Genomic DNA, 25229 nt, shown 5'->3' with positions numbered 1-25229 from the left:
ATGTCCACATTGGAAATAAAGGATCTGCACGTCTCAGTGGAGACCAAGGAGGGTCGCAAGCAGATCCTCAAGGGGGCCACGCTGACCGTCCACTCCGGTGAGACCCACGCCATCATGGGCCCCAACGGGTCGGGCAAGTCCACCCTGGCCTACACCCTGGCGGGTCATCCCAAGTATGAGGTGGATTCGGGCCAGGCCCTGCTGGATGGGCACGATCTGCTCAAGATGACCCCGGACGAGCGGGCCAAGGCCGGACTCTTCCTGGCCATGCAGTACCCGGTCGAGGTGCCGGGTGTGTCCATGACCAACTTCCTGCGTACCGCCAAGACCGAGGTCGATGGCAAGGCCCCGGCCATCCGCCAGTGGACCAAGGATCTGAACGATGCCATGAAGCGGCTGCGCATGGATTCCAAATTCGCCCGGCGCTCGGTCAACGAGGGCTTCTCGGGCGGCGAGAAGAAGCGGGCCGAGGTCCTGCAGCTGGAGCTGCTCAAGCCCAAGTTCGCCATCCTGGACGAAACCGACTCCGGGCTGGACGTGGACGCTCTGCGCATCGTCTCCGAAGGGGTCAACAGAGCCAAGGAGAACACCGGCATGGGCGTGCTCATGGTCACCCACTACACCAGGATCCTCAAGTACATCAAGCCTGACATCGTCCATGTCTTCGCCGACGGTCGCTTCGTGAAGACCGGCGGTCCCGAGCTGGCCGACACCCTGGAGGAGACCGGGTACGACCAGTACCTGCCCGAGGGCGCCAACTCGGAATCAGCCCTGGCCTGAGGATAAGAGAAGGGGTCCGCAATGGTCATCGATGACAGCATCCGGCAGCAGTTTCCGATTCTGGACCAGCAGGTGCATGGCCACCCCCTGGTCTATCTGGATTCGGCTGCCACTGCCCAGAAGCCCCTGGCGGTCATCGATGCCGTTCGGGACTTCTATCTGAAGGACAATGCCGGGGTGCATCGGGGCGCGCACGAATTGGCCGCCCGCAGCACCATGGCCTTCGAGCATGCCCGCTCCCGCGTGGCCGCCCTGGTCGGCGCAGAAGGCCAGGAGGGCGCAGAGGAGATTGTCGTCACCGCCGGGGCCACAGCCGCTCTGAACCTGTTGGCCACCTCCTTCGGCAACGCCAGCCTGGGCCGTGGAGGCAAGGCAGCACGTCGATTCGCCTTGAAGCCTGGCGATGAAGTCGTGGTCAGCAAGGCCGAGCATCACTCGGTCCTCCTGCCCTTCCAGGAGCTCTGCTACCGGACCGGGGCGGTCCTCAAGTACTTTGATCTGGACCCTGAAGGCCGTGTTCTGGCCGATACCGCCGACCAGATCATCACCGAGCGGACCAAGGTGGTCGCCGTCACCCACGTCAGCAATGTGACCGGCGCCATCACCGACATCAAGCCCATCGTCCGCCTTGCCCACCAGGTGGGCGCCCTGGTGGTGCTGGATGTGTGCCAGTCGGTGCCTCACCTGCCTATCGATCTGCACGCCATGGATGTGGACTTTGCCGCCTGGAGTGCGCACAAGATGTATGGCCCCACCGGTGTGGGCTTCCTCTATGGCCGCCGAGAGCTGCTTGAGGCCCTGCCCCCGGCATCATTCGGCGGATCCATGGTGGAGCTGGCCTATCTGGACCGTCCAGCCAGCTACATGGATCCTCCGGCCCGGTTCGAGGCCGGCACCCAGCCGGTGGCCCAGATGATCGGTGCTGGCGTAGCCGCCGATTGGCTGATGAATCTGGGCATGGAGAACGTGGCCGAACACGAGAAGGCCATCACCGCCGGTCTGTTGAGGCTGGGGGAGTTGGACGGGGTACGCATCCTGGGGCCGACCACTCCGAAGGATCGGATCGGCACGGTTGCCTTCGACGTGCAGGGGGTCCATCCCCATGACGTGGGCCAGTATGTGGATTCGCGCGGCATTGCCATCCGCGTGGGACACCACTGCGCCCAACCGGTCCATCGGCACTTCGGCCTGATGGCCTCCAACCGGGCCTCGACCGGCGTGTACAATACCGTGGCCGACACGGATGCCCTGCTGGATGCCGTCTCCGGGGTCCGCAAGTTCTTCCGGGTGGCCTGAGGGTCTTCACCGGCAGCGCATCGACGGTTTTGGCAAAGACATACTGGTAGGTTTAAGGACATGGCGGATTTCGGGATGGATGACGAGGAACTGGAGCAGATGTACCAGGAGGTGATCCTGGACGCAGCCCGGGATCCTCACGGGCGTGTAGGGGATCAGGCTGATGCCGGGGGGGACCCGGATGGCGACGGCGTGACCATCAGGGTGGAGCATGAGGCCTGCCTGGCTGCCGAGTCCCATCAGTTCAATCCCACCTGCGGGGATCAGGCCACCATCCATGTGGAGGTGGCGCCCGGCGAGCAGGGCGGTCCCGACCTCATCCAGCGGATCGTCTGGCAGGGTTCGGGTTGCTCAATCAGCCAGGCCAGCCTGTCCATTATGGTGGATCTGGTCCAGGGGCAGACCGTCGATCATGCCATGGACCTGGCTGCCGACTTCCGCAAGCTCATGGAGTCGCGCGGAGCCGGACTTGAGGACGAGAAGACGCAGGACGCTCTTGGCGATGCCATGGTCTTCCAGGGCGTGTCCAAGTATCCCATGCGAATCAAATGCGCCCTGCTGGGCTGGGAGGGCATGAAGGCCTCGGTGGCCCAAGCCCTGTCAGCCGGACGAGAAGGCGACAAAGGTGAGAAGGAGGAGCAGGTATGAGCGGTAATACGAATCTGGTGCCCGAACCCCAGGACTCCATCCTGGCCTCGGTGGGCAGGGCCATCAGCGATCCCGGCACGGCACAGGCCCTGGCCAGCAATCCCCTGGGTGCCGAGACGGTTCTGAAGTCGGCCGAAGGCGGCTCCATGCGTCAGGTTGACGGCCAGGCGGACAAGAAGTCCGATTCGGCCAAGTCCGACGATCAGCGTGCCAACACAGCTAACTCTGAAGGCTCCCCTGAAGGCCCGTCAGCGGACCAAGGCTCGAGTGCCCAAACTTCGGCCAGTGCGTCGGCCGCCAATGGTGAGAAGACTGCAGACCAGAATGCCGCTGATGCCGAGGCAGCCGCTGAGGAGGCCATCCCTCTCAAGGCCGTCGACGACATAGGCCGGGCCACAGCCGAGGATGTCAGGGAGGCCCTGCACCAGGTCATCGATCCCGAGCTGGGCATTGACGTGGTCGATCTGGGATTGGTCTATGGCATCGAAATCGACGAACTGGGACGGGCCATCATCACCATGACCCTGACCACGCCGGCCTGCCCGCTGACCGACCTGATTGAGGACCAATGCGCCAGCGTCCTGGCGGGCCTGGTCGAGGAGTTCCGCATCGACTGGACCTGGTCGCCGCGTTGGACCCTGGACATGATCACTCCTGAGGGTCGTGAACAATTGGCCGCCATCGGCTTCAACTTCGAGAACATGCCCACCTATCAGTGAGACCATCCGCCCGGTAGATGGTCTCGGGTCCTCCCATGTGAATATACTGATGATTCCGGTCCGCCGTGACCGGCACGGCGCACGAGAGAAAGCACAGTGAAATGGCATTGTCCATGGGCTGGAAACTGCACGGCGACGGGAAAACATTGGCTCCGGGCGAAGTGGTGGAACCCGATGAGCGACTCACATGGCCACGTACGGCGGGCATCGGTGCCCAGCATGTCATCGCCATGTTCGGCTCCACCTTCCTGGTTCCCATTCTGACCGGATTCGACCCTTCTACCACGCTCTTCTTCACGGCCATGTCCACGGCCCTCTTCCTGCTGATCAACCGCAACCGTCTGCCCTCCTACCTGGGCAGTTCCTTCGGCTTCATCGCTCCCGTCCTGGCAGTGACCACCGCCCACAAGGGTCTGGCTGTGGCCTCCTTTGGGATCATGGTCACCGGCGCCCTGCTCTTCCTGATCGGCCTGATCGTCCACTTCGCCGGCTCGCGATGGATCGATATGATCATGCCCCCGGTGGTCAACGGTGCCATCGTGGCCATCATCGGCTTCAATCTGGCCCCTTCTGCCTGGAAGAACTTCAAATCCGCACCATTGACCGCCCTGGTCACCCTGGTGGCCGTCATGCTGATAGCCGTCCTCTTCAAGGGCCTGATCGGCCGTCTCAACATCCTTCTGGGTGTCATCGTCGGCTACATTTTCGCGGTCACCCAAGGGCAGGTCGACTTCGCGGCTGTGGAGAAGGCCGCCTGGTTCGGCCTGCCTCACTTCCACACCCCCCAAGCAGACCCATCCGTCCTGGCCATGTTCATCCCCGTGGTGCTGGTCCTTGTGGCCGAGAACATTGGTCACGTAAAGTCGGTAGCGCTCATGACCGGCCGCGATTATGACGATCAGATCGGCACCGCCCTGATGGCCGACGGACTAGGCACCACACTGGCCGGACTGGGCGGAGGCTCGGGAACCACCACTTACGCGGAGAACATCGGCGTCATGGCCGCCACCAAGGTCTACTCCACGGCCGCCTACTGGTGCGCCGCCATTTTCGCCTTCCTGCTCTCCCTCTGCCCCAAGTTCGGAGCCATCATCAACACCATCCCCACCGGCGTTCTGGGCGGGGTCACCACCATGCTCTACGGCATGATCGGCATGCTGGGCATCCGTATCTGGGTGGAGAACAAGGTGGACTTCGGCAAGTCCGTCAACATGACCGTGGGCGCCGTCGTCATGATCGTGGGCATCGCGGACTTCACTTTCGCGGTGGCTGGGGTCAGCTTCAACGGCATCGCCATCGGATCGGTGGCCACGCTGGTCATGTACCACGGTCTCAAGGCCATCGGCCGCTGGCGGGGAACCATCGACCCTGACGACTACATTCATGAGGATTCGCCAGCCGTCTCTCAGCAGAACTGATTCCGTCGAGGGCATTCGACATTTCGCGGTTGTCTGATAGTGGAGGATACCTGATGTCAATGGTTCCCCAATATTAGGTGCCCTGCGATGAAGCGAGGCGGCGGAGAGCAGTAGGAATTTGCTACATATCAGAGGGCTCAGGCGCTGGCTTAGTCAGCTAGCACGCTCGGGTCTGGTCGCGTAGAAGGCCACGGCACTTGAGGCAGCTACGTTGAGGCTGTCCACGTCGTGGCTCATGGGGATGCGCACGGTCAGGTCCGCTCGGGCAATGGTCCTGTGGCTCAGCCCATCACCTTCGGTACCGAATATTAGGGCCAGGCGATCGATCTGGTCTGGCCCAGGCCCTAGCCGCTCCGCCAGTTCATCCAGGCTGATGGCATCCCGATTCAGGGCCATGGCCGCCGTGGTGAAGCCCAAATCGTGTAGTTGGCGCATGCCCTGGTCGGGCCAGGTGTGGACATCGTCGCCACCAATCCTGGTCCAGGGAACCTGAAAGACAGTGCCCATGGAGACCCTTGCAGCCCGGCGGTAGAGAGGGTCAGAGCAGGAAGGGGTTACCAGTACCGCATCCACCTGCAGGGCTGCCGCTGAACGCATTAGTGCGCCGATGTTGGTGTGATCAACAATGTTCTCCATGACGGCCACCCGCCTTGCCGAGCGGCAAACCTGCTCCACAGTGGGCAGAGGCCAGCGCCTCATGGCGGCTAGTGCGCCCCGATGTAGCCGGTAGCCGGTGATGGCTTTGAGCTGTGCTGGGCTGGCGACGTAGACGGGAATGTCGGGTCCAAAGGCTGCGTCCACCTGGTCGAACATGGAATGCATCCCCTCCAGCCAGGGCTCTTCCACCAGGAAGGAGATAGGCTCAACCCCGGCATCCAGGGCGCGGGCGATGACCTTGGGGGACTCGGCGATAAACAGGCCCTTGGCGGGTTCCAGACGGTTGCGCAGCTGAGGCTCGGTCAGCCTGGTGTAGGCTTCGATTCTGTCATCCTCGATGGAGTCGATTCTCACCTTGAACACGTCTGCCGTTCCTCCCTCTGGTACTGGTAACAGCATAGGCGGCGCAACCGAAAACCGAGCATGAGACATTTTCGATGGAGAGCTCGAATAATAGGTCAGAAAGAGCCGTACCGATCAGCTGTATTAATCAAAGCAACGATTCAAGCCACGCATGGATTTACAAATCTTCCATGCGATAGCACATTTCAATAAATGTAGAAAGCAGGAAAGATACGAATCGCAATAGCCCCAACGACGTGGAATCGAGTGTCCGGAACGGGAGTTGAACCCGTACGCCTGTATATATATAGGCACTAGCACCTCAAGCTAGCGCGTCTACCATTCCGCCACCCGGACAGGTGCGTAATCGCAACGGAGACAATAATAGCATCTCAGACGATATTGCGCACTGGGCGATTGAGGGAGCGTGTCGTCACGGGAGGGTCTTTTTCCGCGGCGGGCTGTAGCCTAACACCATGACTGCACCCCTCTTCCTGCTGGATCCCGACCACGATGACTCCCCGCTGGCCAGCGATGAGCTCCATACCGGCTGGCGCCTGACCCTGCCCGAGCGCATCCGTCGCCATGCCCTGAGCTCCATGAGGCTGCAGAACGGGGACCAGCTGGATCTATCAGACGGAGACGGACTGCGCATCAGCGCCCTGGTCAGGGATGCTTCGACCGGCCTGGTGGAGGTCACCGATGTAGGCCGCCAGGCGCCTCCCGAGAAGGAACTGATACTTGTTCAGGCCCTGGCCAAGGGCGGCAGGGACGAGCAGGCCATCGACATGGCCACCCAGATCGGAGTGGATCAGGTCATGCCCTGGCAGGCCGACCGATCCATAGCCAAATGGAGGCCCGGCCGCAACGATCGGCACTGGCAGGCCACATTGGACGCAGCCACTGAGCAGAGCAGGAGGGCCTACCGTCCTCGACTGTTGGACAAGGTGGACAGCCGGGGTCTTGCCTCCTGGTGTCGGAAGGCGACCGACCAGGGAGGTCTGGTGCTGGTACTGCACCAGGACGCCGACCTTGGATGGGATGCTGTCCGCAAGCGCGTAGACAAGCTTCCAGCGAGCTCGCCTGTTGCCGTGGTTGTGGGCCCGGAAGGCGGGATTGCCGATCAGGAGGTTCAGACCATGATGAGGGAGGGAGCCCTGGCAGTTCGGTTGGGCGGCAACATCCTCCGGGCCGCCCTGGCCGGACCTGTGGCCCTGACCCTGCTGGCGGACATGTTGGGTCGTTGGCAGTCCGAAGCCCCTGAGCCCAGCGCATGAAGTCGCGCGCAATATACAACCTCGACAATAAGATGGAAAACAGCAAAAACGCCAAAACAGCAATGCCGGCAAACAGTAAGGAGTGGTCATGAGCGATGACGATCGACAGGAGGACTGTATTTTCTGCAGAATCGTGGCGGGGGAGGTTCCAAGCGAAAAGGTCTATGAGGATGAGACCGTCTACGCTTTCAAGGATGCCAACCCCAAGGCCGCCGTCCATGTCCTGATCGTCCCTCGTCACCACTATGCGTCGGTGGCCGAATTGGCCAAGGCCGATCCTGACACCCTGGCCTACATCGTCCAGGTGGCACAACAGATTGCCGACCAGGACTTCCATGGAGCCTACCGGCTGATTTTCAACACAGGGGAGGATGCCGGCCAGTCGGTCTTCCATGTCCACGCCCACGTCCTGACCGGACAGGTGCTGCCCGAGTGAGGCCCATGTTCACCATCGTCGTCGTGCAGGAAGGGAATCCGTGGCGGTAACTACGCGAACCCTGGAGATTCCGGAGGGGATCGACCCGGTTCAGGTGTTGGGGCCGGAGGATGCAGTCATCGACAGGATCGGGCGCGCCTTCCCGGCAGTGTCCATCCTAGTTCGAGGCAACCGGATCGTGCTGCGGGCCCAGGACCGGCAGGGCGACGTTCAGGCGGCCCAGATCCGGGACCTGCTGTCTGAACTCATGCAGACCGCCGATCAGGTTCCCCTGGATGCCGATCAGGTGGGGCGAATACTGGATCACCGTCGCTTGGGGACTGCCCCCGCAACTGCGGTTGACTACTCCCGTCCAGAAGGGCAGAAAATTACAGACCGCAAAATGCAAGACCGCGATACTCAGGACCGTAATACGACAGACCATACTTCTGTAGACCCCAATTATCATGAGACAGCCATTGCCGAGTCGGAGGCGAGCAACACGCTGGAAGGCGGCGTCCAACCCCGCCAGGCAGCCCCTGCTACAGTTCGTCGCCGCCCCCTGACCCAGGCCTCCAAGGGTCCGATCAGGCCCAAGACCGCTGGCCAGTCCGCCTACGTGGCAGCCATTGAAACGCATACCATCACCTTTGGCATCGGTCCGGCCGGCACCGGCAAGACCTATCTGGCGGTGGCCAAGGCCGTTCAGGAATTCCGGGCCGGGCGCATCGGGCGAATCATTCTGACCAGGCCTGCCGTGGAGGCGGGGGAGAGTCTGGGCTTCCTGCCCGGCACCCTCAATGAGAAGGTCGACCCCTACCTGAGGCCCCTCTACGATGCCCTGGCCGACATGCTGGGCACCTCAAGGCTCCACCGGCTTCTGGCCGACGAGACCATTGAGGTGGCTCCGCTGGCCTACATGCGAGGACGGACACTGAACGATGCCTTTGTCATTCTGGACGAGGCGCAGAACACCACCCGCAGGCAGATGAAGATGTTTCTGACCCGTCTGGGCTTCAACACCAAGATGGTCATCACCGGCGACGTCACCCAGGTCGATCTGGGCGGGCCCGCATCCGGTCTGGCAACCATTGAAGGGGTGTTGCATGGCATCGACGATATTGCCTTCGTACACCTGCAGGCGGCCGACGTAGTGCGCAATCGGCTGGTCGGGCAGATTGTCCGGGCCTACGACCGCGCAGATCAAGCCCGCAGCCATGGACGGGAGCAGGCATGAGCGTAGAGGTGACCAACGAGACCCAGTGGCTGATCGACGCCAAGACCTTCTCCGACCTGGGGGTTTGGGTACTGGACCAGATGCGGGTGAGCACCCAGTCCGACATGACCATCATCTTCAACGATCCCGAGCCCATGGCGGTGTTGCACGAGCGCTGGATGAACCTGGCCGGGCCAACCGATGTCATGAGCTTCCCTATGGACGAGCTGCGCCCCGGAGACGAGAACCATCGGCAGGAGGGCATCCTGGGCGACATTGTCATCTGCCCCTGGGTGGCGGCCCAGCAGGCTCTGGCAGCAGGTCATTCCACCATGGAGGAGATGCTGCTGCTGGCTATCCACGGCACCCTGCATCTGCTGGGATACGACCATGCCAGCAGTGAACAGGAGGCGCAGATGTTCGGCCTGCAACGCCAACTCTTGCTGACCTTCCTGGCCCTTCGCCAGGGGCCGATTACGGATGCCGCGTTGCCTGCCGGGGCCACCAATGCTCTGGAAATCTACGAGCGGTACGGTCGTGATGCCCACCGGAGAGGCAAATCCCATGAGTGAGCGGATCATCGCTGCCCTGGTGGTCATGGCTGTGGCCGTCATCGCCCTGGTCGTGCTCTCCCTGGCGTTGGCAGAGGCCCAGGGGGCGCTAAATCGGGTGACCAGGTCCAGTCTCAATAATTTGATTTTGGGACTGCAGACCGACCAGGAGCTCAGCCAGTTCTCCAGAATGAAGCGGATTGACCGCATTCATCGGGCACAGAGTCTGATTTCCCAACGGCAGGTGACAGGCAGCGCCTGTGCCTTTTTCCGCATCATCTGTGACATCCTGGTCGGCGTCCTGGTGGCCTGCATGGCTGCTCTTGGCGGCCTGTCCCTCTGGGAGCAGTTGCTGTGCGGAGTGGTCATGGCCATCCTGGTGGCCGCCGTCTCCGTCACCCTGGGTCCTCGTGGGCGTTCCCGTCAGCCCATGGAAGCATTGCTTAAGCACGTCCGCCTGGTCGGGCTGGCCGTTCTTCTGACTCCCTTCAAGCGTCGGCGGCAGGCTGAAGCCAGTGCCCGCAAAAACCATCGCGGCGACCTTTCCGACGACGAGGAACTGGAGAAGATCCAGATCGAGCAGGGCCGTGCCATGGTCGACCAGTTGGTGGAGGCCGGCGCCTTCGATCCTGAAATCTCGGAGATGCTGAAGAACGTGTTGACCCTGTCGACCACGCTGACCCGCGAGATCATGGTCCCTCGCACCGACATGATCTGCATCTCCAAGGATGCCAGCCTGGACTCAGCCCTGAAGCTCTTCTCCCGGTCAGGGTTCTCCCGCATACCTGCCATTGGGGACGACGTGGATGACCTGGTCGGCATCGTCTACTTGAAGGACGTAGTCCGGGCCCTGGCCTTCAGCCACAAGGGCGACAGATCGGTCGCCTCCATCATCCGTCGGCCTGTTCTGGTGCCTGAATCCAAGCCGGTGGACGACCTCTTCCACTACATGCAGCGCTCCCGCCACCACCTGGCCGTGGTTGTGGACGAGTATGGGGGCATCGCCGGCCTGGTCACCATTGAGGACGCCATCGAGCAGATCGTGGGCGAGCTGGAGGACGAGCACGACCGGGTCCAGCATGACGAGCCCAAGCAGATCGGCCCGCACACCTGGCAGCTGCCGGTCCGCACGCCCATCGCCGACTTGGAGGAACTCTATGAGATCACTATCGACGAGGACGACGTGGACACGGTCTATGGACTGCTGACCAAGCTGCTGGGCTCCGTGCCGGTCTCAGGCTCATCGGCAGTGACCCGGGGAATCAGGTTGACTGCGGGCGAAGCCGTGGGTCGCCGCAAGAAGATCGCCACCATCGTGGTCGAGCCAGCCAACGGATCCAGCATCGCCCTTGAGGACGGTGCGGAGGAAGACCAACAGACCGACGGGGACCAACCCGAGCAGGACAGTCAGGAGAACTCATGACCAAGGAAGAACAGAGCGAGGCCAAGGCACCGGTCCACCGATCGGGATTCGTGGCAGTAGTGGGCCGACCCAATGTGGGTAAGTCCACGCTCATGAACGCCCTGGTGGGCAGACCCATCGCCATAGCTTCCTCAAGGCCGGAGACCACCCGCAAGGCCATCCGGGGAATCATGACCCGGCCAGAGGCCCAGGTGGTTCTGGTGGACACCCCGGGCATCCACCGTCCGCGCACCCTGTTGGGTCAGCGTCTCAACGACGTCGTGGAGGCCTCCCTGTCGGACGTGGACGCCATTGCATTTCTGCTGCCTGCCGACCAGGCCATCGGCCCTGGCGACCGTCGCATTCTCAGTCGGCTGCGGTCCGACTTCGCCCGCAAGGACAAGGACGGCAAGTGGATCTGGCGAAAGCCGCTGATCGCCGTAGTGACCAAGATTGACCAGCTGAGCAAGGGTCAGCTGGTGGACAAGCTGTTGGAGATCGGCACCTTTGCCGACTTCTCCCAGATTGTTCCGGTCAGCGCCCTGGAGGCTGACAACGTGGACGAGGTGGCACAGGTTTTGATTGATGCCATGCCCGAGGGCCCTCAGCTCTACCCGGATGACCAGCTGACCGAGGAGCGTCCCGAGGACATGATCGCCGAGCTGGTCCGCGGAGCCTACCTGGAGGAGCTCGACGACGAGCTGCCGCACTCCCTGGCCGTCCGTGTGGAGTCCATCGAGCCGGATCCGGAGGGCGGGCGCGATACTGTCCATATAGGTATCTACGTAGAGCGCGATTCGCAGAAGCCCATCGTCATCGGGCGGGGAGCAGAGCACCTGGTCCGGGTGAAGAAGAAGCTACGTACCGCCGTCAACCGGACCATGGGCCGTAAGGTCCGGTTGGACCTGCACGTCAAGGTGGCCCGCAACTGGCAGACCGACCCCAAGCAGCTGGAGCGCCTGGGGTTCTGATCGTGCTCAGCGGCGGGGTGCCGGGGTGCGCTTGGCCGTGTACATCCGGGTGTTCAGCAGGTCGGCGTAGCGCTCGATGACCTTGGGCCGGATCACCTTCATGGATGGTGTCATCAGCCCGTTGTCCTGGGTGAACTCCTCGGGCAGGATGATGAACTTGCGTACCGATTCGGCCCGGGAGACGCCCTCATTGGCCCGGTCCACATACTCCTGGACCTCGGCCCGGACCACGGCGTTCTGCGCAGCCTCCTGCAGGGACATGTTCCGATCCAGCCCCTTGGAGGCCAGCCAGGGCCGTAGGGCTGTTTCGTTCAAGGTGACCAGGGCCGAGATGAAGGGCCGCTTGTCGCCCAGAACCAGGGCCTGGGAGACGATCTCGGAACGCTCGATGACCTCCTCGATGGGCCTGGGGGAGACGTTCTTGCCTCCTGCCGTGATGATCAGGTCCTTCTTGCGCCCGGTCAGGAAGAGGAACCCGTCACGGGAGAGCCGCCCAAGGTCACCGGTGGCGTACCAGCCGTCATCGGTGAAGGATGCTCGAGTGGCCTCCTCGTTCTTGTGGTAGCGGTGGAATACGCAGACGCCCTTGATCTGTACCTCGCCGTCCGAGGCGATGCGGATGGTGAATCCCGGGAAGGGGATGCCCACCGAGCCCCTGTGGTAGGGGGTGCCCAGGGGGTTGAAGGCGCAGGGCGCGGTGGTCTCGGTCAGGCCGTAGCCCTCATAGACCGGAACATTGGCGCCCCGGAAGAACCCCAGCAGCTCCGGGTCCAGGGGAGCGCCGCCGGAGACGATCCACTTGGCCCGTCCGCCCAGGACCTGGCGTAGGGAAGAGTAGACCAGCGGGTCGTAGAGGGCACGCCGCAGGGCGCTGCGCTTGGTCGGCCAGCCCTTGCGGGAGATGTCTTCCATATAGGTGCGTGCCGCTCGGGCCGCTCTGTTGAAGATTCTGCCCTTGATGCCGTGCCCGGCCTTCTGGGAGGCGGCGTTGTAGACCTTCTCAAAGACCCTGGGCACGCCGATGATGACCGTGGGCTTGGACTCCTGCAGGTCGGACAGCAGGGTGGCCAGTCCGGAGGAGATGTACACGTGCATGGTCCCGTAGACGACCCCATAGCTGATGGCCCGGGCGAAGGTGTGTGCCTGGGGCAGGAAGAGCAGGATGGATCCATCCGGGTCGTGGGTCAGATTGGGGATGAAGGCGTTCAGGTTCCTGGCCAGCTGGCAATAATGCTCATGGGTCATCTCCACGCCCTTGGGCGCTGCTGTGGAACCGGAGGTGTAGACGATGGAGCAGAGGTCGGTCTTGTGGATGGAGTTGATCCGCTCGTCGAGTTCGGCGTCGCTGACCGACTCCCCATAGGCCTGCAACTCCTGCAGGGCCCCGGACTCCAGGCAGGCGATCCGCTCCAGGGTGGGGCACTCCTTGTCGGCCCCCTCGGCCTTGGCCCGCATCTCGGCGGTCTGCACCACCAGCAGCCTGGCGTCGGAGTTGTTGACGATAAATCGGATCTGCTCGGCGGAATCGGTGTCGTAGATGGTGGCGATGACCCCGCCGATTGACAGGACGGCGGCGTCCACGATGTCCCACTCGTAGCTGGTCCTGCACATGAAGGCCACGGCATCGCCCTTCTTCAGCCCGTAGTGCAGGAAGCCCTTGGCGGTGGTCCTGATGTCGTGCAGGATCTCCCGGCCGGTCCGGTAGGTCCAGCTGCCGTTCTCCACAAAGTGCAGCACCGGCTGGTCGGGGGTGCGGCGGGCCCGGTCGGCGTAGATGTCATAGACGGTCATGTCGTCAGGCACCGGACCCATGCCGGCGGTGGTGGCCGAAAGCAGTCCCGAGGCCGGATCCATGCGCGTGGTGGTGGCGTAGTCAGCCGACCAGAAATGCGTATTGGGCAGGGCCAGCGAATCCTCGGCGGCCCGGGGGGTAGCCTGCGACAAATCCGCATTCTCCTCGCCAGTCGGTCCCTCCCCATGACCCACCTGGTGTGCCACAAAAGATTTGACCGATGCTAGTAACGACACGTTGTCTCCTTCAATAATCGCGGGATATGTCCAGAATACCCGCCTACTTGGAGAAGGGCGGGCCCGGTGCTAAAGTAGGCACGTTGCTTTGGCGAGGGAGACTTTTCGGCCTCCGTTATCGACTCGGCTGGATCATCGGCGGCCTTTCCTTATGGGCGGTCCGGAATCCGACGCGGCGATGCGCCAGGACCGGCCCAGGTCGGTCTTGAGGAACCACTCAAGGAAGGAAGCCAACATGGCTAACACAATTAAGCTCGAGGGCGAAGTCCGCGACCAATTCGGCAAGGGGGCGGCACGCCGTATGCGCGTGGCCCAGCAGATTCCAGCCACCATCTATGCCGGCGGCGCCCAGCCCGACTACATCAAGCTGCCCATGCGCGAGACCACTCTGGCCCTGCGCCGCGCCAACGCCCTCTTCTCCATCAGCTTCGGTGGACAGACCAAGACGGCCGTGGTCAAGGACGTGCAGCGCAACCCGGTCAAGCGCCAGGTGGAGCACATCGACTTCTATGAGGTCCGCGCCGGCGAGAAGGTCACCGTGGAAGTGCCCGTCTTTGTCAGCGGCGAGACCAAGGGCGCTGCCGTGGCCCTGATCGACACCCAGAACCTGCAGGTCCGCGCCGATGTGTCCAACCTGCCCGAGCGCATCGACATCAGCGTTGAGGGCCTAGCTGAAGGCGACAAGATCCTGGCCAAGGACATCAAGCTGCCCGAGGGCTCCGAGCTGGTCATCGACGATATGGAGGAATCCATCGTCTCCGTTGAGATCCCCAAGGAGGAAAGCCTGGAGACCCCCACCGAGGAGACCGAACAGGCTGATACGGAAGCTGCTCCGGAGGCCGACGCCCAGAGCGAGTGAACCCGAAGGTTCGATTTGCAAGGCCGTGGGATCATCACGATCCTGCGGCCTTTTTGTCTAAGACGGTCACAATGCGAAATGCGCCGGACAGGTCAAGGCCTGCCTATGCGATAGTTCGGGTACCGGGCATCGCCATAAGCATCGCACCCGAGCAACCAAATACAGTAGCAAGAAGAAGTGGTAGATAATGGCAGAGCAATCACATCACGACCCGAAGGCACTCAATGAGTTGGCGGACGCTTTCAAGGTCATTCCCAACGATCATCCCGCCTCTGACGAGGAGCGTGCCCGGCTGATTGACAAGCCTGCCTTCGGCCAGCTCTTCTCAGACAACATGACCCATATGGGATGGACTTCGGAAGGCGGCTGGACGGACCGCAGGGTTGAGCCCTACGGACCGATTAACCTGGATCCAGGGGCTTCGGTGCTTCACTACGCCCAGGAGGCCTTCGAGGGACTCAAGGCCTACTACCACGACGACGGCTCCATCTGGCTCTTCCGGCCCGATGCCAATGCCCAGCGCTTCTACAACTCAGCCAAGCGTCTGGCCCTGCCCCCGCTCGAGCCCGATGACTTCCTGGGATCGGTCGCGGCCCTGGTCCGCCGTGACGCGGCATGGGTTCCCAGGCGGCGCGAGTACACGCTCTATATGCGTCCCTATATGTTCGCCTCCGAACCCTTCCTGGGCGTGCGCGCCCCGCATGCAGTGGACTACTGCGTCATCGCCTCGCCCTCGGGGCCCTACTTTGCCGGCGGCGTCAAGCCGGTCAGCATCTGGGTGGAGGACAAGTGGTTCCGCACCGGCCCCGGCGGCACCGGCTTTGCCAAGTGCGGCGGCAACTATGCGGCCTCCCTGCTGGGGGAGAACCGCGGTGCCGAGCACGGCTGCGAGCAGGTCTGCTTCGTCGATGCCGCCACCAAGACCTACCTGGAGGAGCTGGGCGGCATGAACATGTTCACCGTCCACAAGGACGGACACCTGGAGACCCCCAGCCTGACCGGTACCATTCTGCCCGGCGTCACTCGCAACTCCCTGATCGCCCTGGCCCAGGATCACGGTCGTGACGTGGTGGAGACCATGATCCGTCTGGACACCCTTCTGGACGACATCCGCTCCGGTGAGGTCACCGAGGTGTTCGCTTGCGGGACCGCCGCCATCATCACCCCCATCGGGCGCTTCAAGTCCGAGAACTTCGACGTTCAGGTGGCCGACGGTGGTTCAGGCAAGGTCACCATGGACCTGCGCAACGAGCTCCTGGGCATCCAGCTGGGAGAGATTGAGGATCCGCACGACTGGATGTGGAAGGTCTGCTGAGCGCTGACTCATTCCTGCCTGACAGATCTTGAAAGGAAGGCGGCTTCGGGGCGAGACTTCGCCCTGGGCCGCCTTTTGTCATCTTTGTGGCCTTGCGCACATCACCGGCCTGTTCTGCTGTGTGCTTGGCTAATCTATAGACAGACCTGAGTGAGAACCTGTTCCGGGAGGAGAAGCGCGGGATGAAGACGGCCTTGGAGGGGAACCTGATCTTCATGGTCATCGAGTACCTGGGCATCTTGAGCTGCGGGCTTTCGGGCGGTCTGGCTGCCGTGCGCAAGGGCTACGACATCATCGCCATCCTCTTGGTTTCCTGGATCAGCGCCCTGGGCGGTGGGGTGGTCCGTGACGTCCTTCTGGGTCAGGTGCCGCCCAGTGGCATCACCGACAAGGGCTCGGTCATCGTCACCCTGGCATCCGGCCTGGTGGTGGCTGTCGCACATCCCGAAATCAGCCGTATGACCTGGTCCATGCTGGTCACCGATGCCATGGCCCTGGGATCCTTCGCCGTCAACGGGACCGCCAAGGCCCTAATGTGTGGAACCGGCGGCATGACGGCCATCTTCATGGGGATGGCAACAGCCCTGGTCGGCGGTCTGCTGCGAGACATCCTGCTCAACCAGGTGCCTGCGGTCATCCAGGACCAGCACTGGTACGCGCTGCCTTCCCTGATTGGTTGCCTGCTGACCCTGGCCTCCACGCGCGCTCAGCAGCATGGACTCTATCCGGCCCGGGTCGACATGATCCTGGACCTGGCCATCGTGGCCCTGGTGGTCGTCCTGCGCATCATCTCGGTAAAATTCGACATCCTGGTGCCTGGGGCAGTGGACCGGCACTCGGCCCGACTCCCACTCAGTGATGCCCAGCTGGCCAGGGCCATCCGTCACCTGATGCGTGGCCGGTCGAACATCAGCGTCACCATCAAGCACACCGACGAGGACCCGGATACCAAAAAGGGCCGGTGATCCAAGCGCTTGGATCACCGGCCCCCATAGGGCACCCGGTTCAGAGGGCGTTGACGGCGTTGGCCAGACCGGACTTGCGGTTGGCGGCCTGGTTGCGGTGAATCACACCCTTGCCGGCGGCCTTGTCCAGACGGCGGGCGGCCACCTGGTAGGCAGCCTGAGCGGCCTCCTTGTCACCGGCATCCACGGCCTTGCGCACGGAACGCACGGAGGTCTTGATTGCGCTCTTGACCTCCTTGTTGCGCAGGTGCGCCTTTTCGTTGGTGATGACCCGCTTCTTCTGCGACTTGATGTTTGCCAATGTTGCTCCAAACGATGAATGTATCTGTACAGACAACCCACCATAGTAGCACCCGACCGGGAGAAGAATCCGCCAGAGGCGGGCGCTTCGGCCCAGGGCATCGTCTAGAATCGTTAGACCAGACATACGTGAGGAGAGCAGACCGGTGCAGGAAGCCAAGAACCAACCAGGATTCACTGACCAATCGCTGATCCGCAACTTCTGCATCATCGCCCACATCGATCACGGCAAATCCACAGTGGCCGACCGGATCCTGCAGCTGAGCGGGATCGTGCCCAAGCGCGAGATGCACGACCGGTTCCTGGACAGGATGGACATCGAGCAGGAGCGCGGCATCACCATCAAGTCCCAGGCCGTTCGCCTGCCCTGGGTCAAGGACGGCGTCGAATACACCCTGGGTATGATTGACACCCCCGGCCATGTGGACTTCACCTACGAGGTATCCCGGGCCCTGGAGGCTTGTGAGGGCGCGGTTCTGCTGGTGGACGCCACCCAGGGCATCGAGGCTCAGACCCTCTCCAACCTGTATATGGCCCTGGAGGATGACCTGACCATCATCCCTGTCCTCAACAAGATCGACCTGCCCTCGGCCGAGCCGGACAAGCATGCCGAGGAGATCGCTAACCTGATAGGCTGCTCCACGGACGAGGTGCTCCGTGTGTCAGGCAAGACCGGCCAGGGGATCCGCGAGCTGGTGGACCGCATCGTGGACCAGGTGCCGGCCCCCAAGGGGGACCCCAAGGCTCCGGCCCGCGCCCTGATTTTCGACTCGGTCTACGACTCCTACCGGGGAATCGTCACCTACATCAGAATGGTGGACGGCGAGCTCAAGGAGCGCCAGAAGATCCGCATGATGGGCCGGGCGACCGTGCACGACCCAATCGAGCTGGGCGTGATCAGCCCCGACATGACCCCCACCAAGGCCCTGGGCGCCGGGGAGGTCGGCTATGTGATCACCGGCGTCAAGGATGTCAGCCAGTCCAAGGTGGGCGACACCGTCACCACCGAGGCCAACCCGGCCAAGGAGCCCCTGCCCGGCTATCAGGACCCCCAGCCCATGGTCTATTCCGGGCTTTTCCCCATCGACAACGCCCAGTTCCCCGAGCTGCGCGACGCCCTGGACAAGCTCAAGCTCAACGATGCCGCCCTGGTCTACGAGCCGGAGACCTCCGTGGCCCTGGGCTTCGGCTTCCGCTGTGGCTTCCTGGGGCTGCTGCACATGGAGATCGTCACCGAGCGCCTGAGCAGGGAGTTCGGCATGGACCTGATCGCCACGGCCCCCAACGTCACCTACCAGGTGACCATGGAGGACGGCAGCGAGCACACGGTGACCAACCCCAGCGAGTTCCCCGACGGCAAGGTTCGTCAGATTCTGGAGCCTGTGGTCAGCGCCGACATCATCACCCCCAAGGAGTTCATCGGGCCGGTCATGGAGCTCTGCCAGGACCATCGCGGGCAGATGGGGACCATGGAGTATCTGAGTCCCGAGCGCGTCGAGATGCACTACCGGATGCCCCTGGCCGAGATCGTCTTCGACTTCTTCGACCAGCTGAAGAGCCGGACCAAGGGCTACGCCAGCCTGGACTACCAGCCCGACGGCACCCAGTCCGCAGACCTGGTCAAGGTGGACATCCTCATCCAGGGGGAGAAGATCGACGCCTTCTCTGCCATCGTCCACAAGGACAAGGCCTACGCCTACGGGGTGATGATGACCAAGAAGCTGCGCAAGCTGATTCCGCGCCAGCAGTTCGAGATCCCCATCCAGGCCGCCATAGGGTCGCGGATCATCGCCCGGGAGACCATCAGCGCCCTGCGCAAGGACGTGCTGGCCAAGTGCTACGGGGGCGACATCACCCGCAAGCGCAAGCTGCTGGAGAAGCAGAAGGCCGGCAAGAAGCGCATGAAGATGCTGGGCCATGTCGAAGTGCCCCAGGAGGCCTTCATTGCCGCCCTGAGCACTGGCCAGACCCAGGATCGGGACACCAAGGACAAGATCCGGGCCGCCGCCAAGAAGGAGGGCTGAACGGGTGGGATCCTACCAGGTCTACATCCATGTGCCTTTCTGCATGCGCCGTTGCGGCTACTGCGACTTCAACACCTACACGGCCCGCGACCTGGGCGGGGGCGCCAGCCGGGAGCATTACGCCGACCTGGCCATCCAGGAGATGCGCATGGTCCGCGACTGGCAGACTTCCCGAGGTCTGATAGAGCCGCCCGTGTCCACCATCTTCTTCGGTGGTGGCACGCCGACCATTCTGCCTGCCCAGGATCTTGTGCGCATGGTCGAGGCCGTGGCCGACCTCTGGGGTCTGTCCCCGGGGGCCGAAATCACCACCGAGGCCAACCCCGACACCGTGAATCGGGTCTACCTGGAGCAGCTGCTCAAGGGCGGCATCAATCGGGTGTCCTTCGGCATGCAGTCGGCGGTGCCCAGCGTCCTGGCCACCCTGGACCGCACCCACACTCCGGCCAATGTGACCACTGATGTGGCCGCCGCCCAGGATTTGGGGCTCAGGGCCAGTGTGGACCTGATCTACGGAACGCCGGGGGAGCGGCTCGAGGATTGGCGGACCAGCCTGCAGGCGGCCCTGGACCTGGGCGTGGACCATGTCTCCGCCTATGCCCTGACCCTGGAACCGACCACCAAGATGGGCCGAGCCGTGCGCCGGGGCCAGCTGCCCGCCCCCGATGACGATGACGAGGCGGCCAAGTACGAGATGGCCGACGACATGCTCTCCCAGGCAGGCCTCAACTGGTACGAGATATCCAACTGGGCCCGCCCCGGCCAGGAGAGCCGTCACAACCTGGGCTACTGGCACAACGTGGACTGGGCCGGCATCGGGCCCGGCGCCCACTCCCACTATCGTGTTGTGGAAGGCCAGGATACGGGCATGGCACCGGTGGAAGAGGCCCGGGAGCAGGAGCCCGTTCGCTCCGTCTCGCCCGGGTTCAGGGCCACAGGAACAGCGGCAGCGCAGGAGGCCGATTCCGGGGCACACTGGTGGCTTTCGCCGGAGCCCGGTCCGGGGGAGTGGCGCGCCCGGGCCATTCGCTCCTGGGACATCGCCCACCCCAGGGACTGGGCCGCCGCCATGGACGCCGGACATGTGCCCTGGCAGGATGCCGAGCTTCTGGGCTTCAGGCAGGACCTGGAGGAGACGGTCATGCTGGCCCTGCGACTGCCCGAAGGCCTGGGGCTGGACCGGCTGACCAGACAGGCGGGCCGTGCGGCCGACCCGAAGATCCTTGAGGATCTGGTCGACCAGGGCCTCCTGCTGCCCGTGCGTGACAGAATCCAGGTGACCCGTCGGGGCCGCCTGCTCAACGATCTGGTCATCGATCAGGTCCTGGAGGCGGTAGGAATTCGTTAGACACCGCGGAACGTTACACGGATGTCACCTGTGGATGCATTATCCTGTTGAGTCACCAATGACCAGGCTCTTCAAGGGTGGAGCATGCCGGCCCCGCCCGCGTCCACGAATGAGGTGATTGCGGTGTCCTTCACGGCCCCTCTCGATCTGCACGTTCACGGCCCGCAAGGGCTCTATGACCCTGATACGGAACACGATGCCTGCGGTTTCGGCATGGTGGCCACCCTCAACCGACGGGATGAAAGACTGATCGTCGAGCAGGGCATCCGCGTCCTGGTCAACCTGGACCACAGAGGAGCCGTGGGTGCCGAGCCCAACACCGGCGATGGTGCCGGCATCATGCTCTCCATGCCTGACGAGTTCATGCGCACCCGTGTCTACCGGGATCTGCCTGAAGCCGGCCATTATCTGGCGGGTATGGCCTTCCTGGACAGGGATCCGGCACAGGCTGCCAGCCAGGAGGAGGCCATCGCCTCGATTGCGGGCCAGGAGGGGCTGCGCGTTCTGGCCTGGCGGGCGGTGCCCACCAATCCTGACGGACTGGGTCTGCAGGCCTTGGCCTCCATGCCCCGCTTCCTCATGCCCATCATGTGCGACGCCGGGCCTCAAGGCCGAGGGGGACTGGACCTCGAGCGGCTGGGCTACCGGGTCCGCAAGCGGGCCGAGCACGAGCTGGGCGTCTACTTTGCCTCCCTGTCCTGCAGGACCGTCACCTACAAGGGCATGCTGACCACCAAGCAGCTGCAGGGCTTCTTCCCCGACCTGAGCGATCCGGCCATGAAGGCCCGCCTGGCCATCGTCCACTCCCGCTTCTCCACCAACACCTTCCCCTCCTGGCCTCTGGCCCAGCCCTTCCGGATGATCGCCCACAACGGGGAGATCAACACCATCCAGGGCAACCGCAACTGGATGTCGGCCCGCGAGGGAAAGCTGAGTTCGGAGCTGCTGGGCGACATGGCCCCGCTGCTGCCGGTCAACACCCCCGGAGCCTCGGACTCGGGCACCTTCGATGAGACCCTTGAGCTGCTCCACCTGGCCGGGCGGTCCCTGCCCCACGCCGTCTCCATGATGATGCCTCCGGCCTGGCAGCAGGATCCGGACATGGACCCGGACCTGAAGGCCTTCTACCAGTACAACGACGCCCTGATCGAGCCCTGGGACGGCCCGGCGGCCATCGTCTTCACCGACGGGACCCTGGTGGGCGCCCAGCTGGACCGCAACGGCCTGCGCCCGGGTCGCTGGCAGCTGACCGAGGGCGGCCACCTGGTCCTGGCCTCGGAGGCCGGCGTCCTGGAGGATACGCCCCAGGAGTCCATCGTCGCCAAGGGCAGGCTGGAGCCGGGACGTATGTTCCTGGCCGATACCAAAGAGGGCCGGATCGTGCCCGACAGCGAAATCAAACGCCAGCTGGCCGGGCTGCACCCCTACAGGAAGTGGATTTCAGAACGGATCGTCCGCCTGGACGACCTGCCCGAGCGCGAGCATGTCAATTACTCGCGTATCTCGGTCCACCGCAGACAGCAGGCCTTCGGCTACACCCGGGAGGATCTGACCATGCTGCTGGGGCCCATGGCCGAAACCGGCAAGGAGCCCATCGGATCCATGGGCAATGACGCACCCATCGCCGTACTCTCACGCCGGTCCCGCATGCTTTTCGACTACTTCACCCAGAAGTTCGCCCAGGTCACCAACCCGCCCCTGGACTGGGAGCGCGAGGAGCTGGTGACCAGCATCGCCTCGGCCATCGGCCCCGAGCCCAACCTTCTGGAGGACACCCCCGAGCACGCCTGGAAGATCCACATCGACCTGCCTGTGGTGGATTCCGTGCAGATGGCCCAGATCAAGCGCCTGGACCGGGCACCGGTCCTGGAAGGCCGCTTCCGCCCCCGTCTGATCCGGGGCCTTTACCAGGTGGCCGGTGGTGGCAAAGCCCTTGAGGAGCGTCTGGAGGCCATCGAGAGGGAGGTGGATCAGGCCATCGAGGAGGGCTGCAATGTCCTTGTCCTCTCCGACCGCGATTCCAACCACATCTGGGGACCCATACCCTCCCTGCTGCTGACCGGGGCCGTCCAGCACCACCTGCTCCGTCAGCACACCCGCACCCAGGTCTCCCTGGCGGTGGAGGCCGGAGATGTGCGCGAGGTCCACCATGTGGCATTGCTGATCGCATACGGCGCCGCCTGCGTCAACCCCTATCTGGCCCTGGAGTCAGTGGAGAACCTGGCCAACAGCGGGGACCTGCACGTGGATGCCAAAAAGGCTTCAAACAACCTGGTCCGGGCCCTGAGCACCGGGGTCCTCAAAATCATGAGCAAGATGGGCGTGAGCACCATCATGTCCTACCGTGGCTCCCAGCTCTTCGAGGCCGTCGGACTGAGCCGTGAGGTCATCGACCGCTGGTTCACCGGCACCACCTCCCTGGTGGGCGGCATAGGCCTGGATGAGATCGCCGCCGAGGTGGCCCAGCGCCATAGGGTGGCCTATCCCATTGAGTGGACCGCAGGCTCCGGGCATGATCTGGAGACAGGCGGCAACTACCACTGGCGGCGCACCGGCGAGGATCACCTGAACGACCCTGAGTCCATCTTCCTGCTCCAGCAGTCCACCAAGCGCGGGGACTACGGACTCTTCAGGGCCTATACCGACCATGTGAACGCGGCGGCCAAGCAGGGCATGACCCTGCGCGGTCTCATGGAGCTGCACTCCGATAGGGCGCCCATACCGCTGGACCAGGTGGAGCCCGCCGAGTCCATCGTCACCCGCTTCTCCACCGGCGCCATGAGCTACGGGTCCATCTCCCAGGAGGCCCATGAGACCATGGCCCTGGCCATGAATCGGCTGGGAGCCAGGTCCAACTCGGGCGAGGGGGGCGAGTCCCCGGACCGGATTGCAGACCCGGCCCGGACCAGCCGCATCAAGCAGGTGGCCTCGGCACGGTTCGGGGTGACCAGCGACTACCTGGTCTCGGCTACCGACCTGCAGATCAAGCTGGCCCAGGGAGCCAAGCCGGGGGAGGGCGGCCACCTTCCAGGCGCCAAGGTCCCACCCTGGATCGCCCAGGTCAGACGCTCCACACCCGGGGTCGAGCTCATCTCGCCCCCGCCCCACCACGACATCTACTCCATCGAGGACTTGAAACAACTTATCCATGACCTGAAGATGGCCAACCCCCGGGCCCGCATCCACGTCAAGCTGGTCTCCGAGCACGGGGTGGGAACGGTGGCCGCAGGCGTGGCCAAGTGTCATGCCGACGTGGTCCTCATCTCCGGCCAGGACGGCGGCACGGGGGCGGCCCCGCTCAACGCCATCAAGCACGCGGGCACCCCCTGGGAGCTGGGCCTGGCCGAGACCCAGCAGACCCTGGTCATGAACGACCTGCGTTCGCGGATTGTGGTCCAGTGCGACGGGGAGCTCAAGACCGGCCGCGACGTGGTCGTAGCCGCCTTGCTGGGGGCCGAGGAGTTCGGCTTCGCCACCACAGCTTTGCAGGTGGAGGGCTGCGTCATGATGCGGGCCTGCCATAAGAACACCTGCCCCCAGGGCATAGCCACCCAGGATCCGCAGCTGCGCTCGCGCTTCACCGGTCGGCCCGAGGACCTGGTCAACTTCTTCATGTTCATGGCCCGCCAGGTGCGGGAGATCCTGGCCTCCCTGGGATTCACCAGCCTGGAGGAGGCGGTCGGCCACGTGGAGTGCCTGCGCCGGGACCCCTCCGTGCGCACCTGGAAGAGCCAGGGCATCGACCTGGATGCCATCCTGCGCAAGCCGGGCCCCACCCCTGGCACTGTGCTGCACCACACCCAGGCCCAGGATCACGAACTGGACAAGTCCCTGGATGTGGACCTGATCAATCAGGCCGTTGATGCCCTGGATGAGGGCCGTCCGGTGGCCATCAAGACAACCGTGCGCAACGTCAACCGCAGCGTGGGCACCATGCTGGGCTACAGGATCACCCGCAAATACGGAGCCGCCGGCCTGCCTGCGAACACCGTGGACATCACGCTGACAGGTTCTGCCGGACAGTCCTTGGGCGCCTTCATCCCCAGGGGGGAGACCATCCGGGTGATCGGCGAAGCCAACGACTATGCAGGCAAGGGCCTTTCCGGTGGTCGTCTGATCCTCCACGCTGCCCCGGGCGTTCGCTTCGATCCGCACCATACCGTCATCTGCGGCAATGTGGCTGGATTTGGTGCCACCTCGGGCGACATGTTCGTGGCTGGACGGGCCGGAGAGCGTTTTGCCGTGCGCAATGGTGGCGGCCGATTCGTGGTCGAGGGCCTGGGCGACCACGGCTGCGAGTACATGACCGGCGGTCTGGTGGTTGTTCTGGGTTCCACTGGTCGCAACTTCGGTGCCGGCTTCTCGGGAGGGGACGTCTACCTGCTGGACATGGATGCCTCCCGGCTCAATCCTGAAGCCTGGAATGACGGCTCCCTGCTGGCCCTGGAGCCCGACCAGGACCAGGCGGCCATGCTCAAGGAACTGATAGCCGAGCATGTCCGACTCACCGGTTCAAAGGCTGCAGCAGCCCTGTTGGAGGACTGGCCAAGCGCGCTGGCCCGGTTCACCCATCTGGTTCCCCGTCGTTATCTGGCCATGAAGCAGGCCATGGAAGAGGCCGAACGCGAGCAGGTGGACTTCAACGCGCCCGGCGTCTGGGACGCCACCTACGCCCAGGTCATGGAAGGAGCGCACTGA

General features: G+C 63.6%; 20 protein-coding genes and 1 tRNA gene. 17 read left to right on the top strand and 4 right to left on the bottom strand.

The window, feature by feature from the left end; translation table 11 throughout:
* From sufC to GKC41_RS06765, 5 genes are all read left to right on the top strand, one after another.
* The gene (gene sufC / locus GKC41_RS06785) at window positions 1-780 is read left to right on the top strand and encodes a Fe-S cluster assembly ATPase SufC (protein ID WP_154313536.1); all 780 of its coding nucleotides are present in this window, start codon (window positions 1-3) and stop codon (window positions 778-780) included.
* A gap of 21 nt (window positions 781-801) precedes the next feature.
* Window positions 802-2076: a cysteine desulfurase gene (locus GKC41_RS06780; RefSeq protein WP_154313535.1), complete on the top strand. Its 1275-nt coding sequence runs from the start codon at window positions 802-804 to the stop codon at window positions 2074-2076.
* A gap of 60 nt (window positions 2077-2136) precedes the next feature.
* Window positions 2137-2724, top strand: coding sequence for a Fe-S cluster assembly sulfur transfer protein SufU (gene sufU / locus GKC41_RS06775; protein WP_154313534.1), 588 nt, complete (start codon window positions 2137-2139; stop codon window positions 2722-2724).
* A complete protein-coding gene (locus GKC41_RS06770) occupies window positions 2721-3443 on the top strand; it encodes a metal-sulfur cluster assembly factor (protein WP_154313533.1) in 723 nt (240 codons plus the stop codon). Before sufU ends, GKC41_RS06770 begins: the two co-directional genes overlap by 4 nt.
* A gap of 101 nt (window positions 3444-3544) precedes the next feature.
* Window positions 3545-4861, top strand: coding sequence for a uracil-xanthine permease family protein (locus GKC41_RS06765; protein ID WP_154313532.1), 1317 nt, complete (start codon window positions 3545-3547; stop codon window positions 4859-4861).
* 153 nt (window positions 4862-5014) lie between these two features.
* Here the strand turns inward: GKC41_RS06765 and GKC41_RS06760 are convergent, their stop codons facing one another.
* Together GKC41_RS06760 and GKC41_RS06755 are read right to left on the bottom strand one after the other, a co-directional pair.
* Window positions 5015-5917: a TrmH family RNA methyltransferase gene (locus GKC41_RS06760; RefSeq protein WP_154313531.1), complete on the bottom strand. Its 903-nt coding sequence runs from the start codon at window positions 5915-5917 to the stop codon at window positions 5015-5017.
* 211 nt (window positions 5918-6128) lie between these two features.
* A tRNA-Leu gene (locus GKC41_RS06755) sits at window positions 6129-6217 on the bottom strand.
* 119 nt (window positions 6218-6336) lie between these two features.
* Here GKC41_RS06755 and GKC41_RS06750 point away from each other — a divergent pair.
* The 6 genes from GKC41_RS06750 to era all read left to right on the top strand — a co-directional run bounded on the left by GKC41_RS06750 (window position 6337) and on the right by era (window position 11692).
* Window positions 6337-7137, top strand: a complete 801-nt coding sequence (locus GKC41_RS06750) for a 16S rRNA (uracil(1498)-N(3))-methyltransferase (protein WP_154313530.1) — start codon at window positions 6337-6339, stop codon at window positions 7135-7137.
* Between the two features lie 88 nt (window positions 7138-7225).
* Window positions 7226-7573 (top strand): histidine triad nucleotide-binding protein, encoded by a 348-nt coding sequence (locus GKC41_RS06745; protein WP_154313529.1) that lies wholly within the window; start codon window positions 7226-7228, stop codon window positions 7571-7573.
* Between the two features lie 40 nt (window positions 7574-7613).
* On the top strand, window positions 7614-8789 hold the full coding sequence (locus GKC41_RS06740) for a PhoH family protein (RefSeq protein ID WP_324612083.1): 1176 nt from the start codon (window positions 7614-7616) through the stop codon (window positions 8787-8789).
* Entirely contained in the window at window positions 8786-9340 is a 555-nt protein-coding gene (gene ybeY / locus GKC41_RS06735) for an rRNA maturation RNase YbeY (RefSeq protein WP_154313528.1), read from the top strand. Before GKC41_RS06740 ends, ybeY begins: the two co-directional genes overlap by 4 nt.
* Window positions 9333-10742, top strand: coding sequence for a hemolysin family protein (locus tag GKC41_RS06730; RefSeq protein ID WP_154313527.1), 1410 nt, complete (start codon window positions 9333-9335; stop codon window positions 10740-10742). The genes ybeY and GKC41_RS06730 overlap by 8 nt, the downstream gene beginning before the upstream one ends.
* Window positions 10739-11692, top strand: a complete 954-nt coding sequence (era, locus tag GKC41_RS06725; protein WP_154313526.1) for a GTPase Era — start codon at window positions 10739-10741, stop codon at window positions 11690-11692. The genes GKC41_RS06730 and era overlap by 4 nt, the downstream gene beginning before the upstream one ends.
* Window positions 11693-11698: 6 nt before the next feature.
* On the opposite strand, the gene GKC41_RS06720 is transcribed toward era, so the two are convergent.
* Window positions 11699-13720: an AMP-dependent synthetase/ligase gene (locus GKC41_RS06720; RefSeq protein ID WP_418904395.1), complete on the bottom strand. Its 2022-nt coding sequence runs from the start codon at window positions 13718-13720 to the stop codon at window positions 11699-11701.
* A gap of 235 nt (window positions 13721-13955) precedes the next feature.
* Between GKC41_RS06720 and GKC41_RS06715 the strand changes: the two genes are divergently transcribed.
* The 3 genes from GKC41_RS06715 (at window position 13956) to GKC41_RS06705 (ending at window position 16859) form a co-directional block, all read left to right on the top strand.
* The gene (locus tag GKC41_RS06715; RefSeq protein ID WP_029678769.1) at window positions 13956-14579 is read left to right on the top strand and encodes a 50S ribosomal protein L25/general stress protein Ctc; all 624 of its coding nucleotides are present in this window, start codon (window positions 13956-13958) and stop codon (window positions 14577-14579) included.
* A 187-nt stretch (window positions 14580-14766) separates the two neighbouring features.
* Entirely contained in the window at window positions 14767-15894 is a 1128-nt protein-coding gene (locus tag GKC41_RS06710) for a branched-chain amino acid aminotransferase (protein ID WP_154313525.1), read from the top strand.
* A gap of 182 nt (window positions 15895-16076) precedes the next feature.
* A complete protein-coding gene (locus tag GKC41_RS06705; protein WP_015021873.1) occupies window positions 16077-16859 on the top strand; it encodes a trimeric intracellular cation channel family protein in 783 nt (260 codons plus the stop codon).
* A gap of 40 nt (window positions 16860-16899) precedes the next feature.
* Here the strand turns inward: GKC41_RS06705 and rpsT are convergent, their stop codons facing one another.
* Window positions 16900-17160: a 30S ribosomal protein S20 gene (rpsT, locus tag GKC41_RS06700; RefSeq protein ID WP_015021872.1), complete on the bottom strand. Its 261-nt coding sequence runs from the start codon at window positions 17158-17160 to the stop codon at window positions 16900-16902.
* Window positions 17161-17305: 145 nt separating this feature from the next.
* On the opposite strand from rpsT, the gene lepA reads away from it, so the two are divergent.
* From lepA to gltB, 3 genes are all read left to right on the top strand, one after another.
* Entirely contained in the window at window positions 17306-19183 is a 1878-nt protein-coding gene (gene lepA, locus GKC41_RS06695) for a translation elongation factor 4 (RefSeq protein WP_324612082.1), read from the top strand.
* A 4-nt stretch (window positions 19184-19187) separates the two neighbouring features.
* Complete coding sequence (gene hemW, locus GKC41_RS06690) at window positions 19188-20531, top strand: radical SAM family heme chaperone HemW (RefSeq protein ID WP_324612081.1); 1344 nt, start codon at window positions 19188-19190, stop codon at window positions 20529-20531.
* A gap of 123 nt (window positions 20532-20654) precedes the next feature.
* A complete protein-coding gene (gene gltB, locus GKC41_RS06685; protein ID WP_324612088.1) occupies window positions 20655-25229 on the top strand; it encodes a glutamate synthase large subunit in 4575 nt (1524 codons plus the stop codon).

Origin of the sequence: Bifidobacterium asteroides (assembly GCF_009683175.1) — a bacterium.
In the GTDB taxonomy this organism is placed as follows: domain Bacteria; phylum Actinomycetota; class Actinomycetes; order Actinomycetales; family Bifidobacteriaceae; genus Bombiscardovia; species Bombiscardovia asteroides_H.
This window is presented reverse-complemented; position numbering and strand designations above follow the sequence as displayed.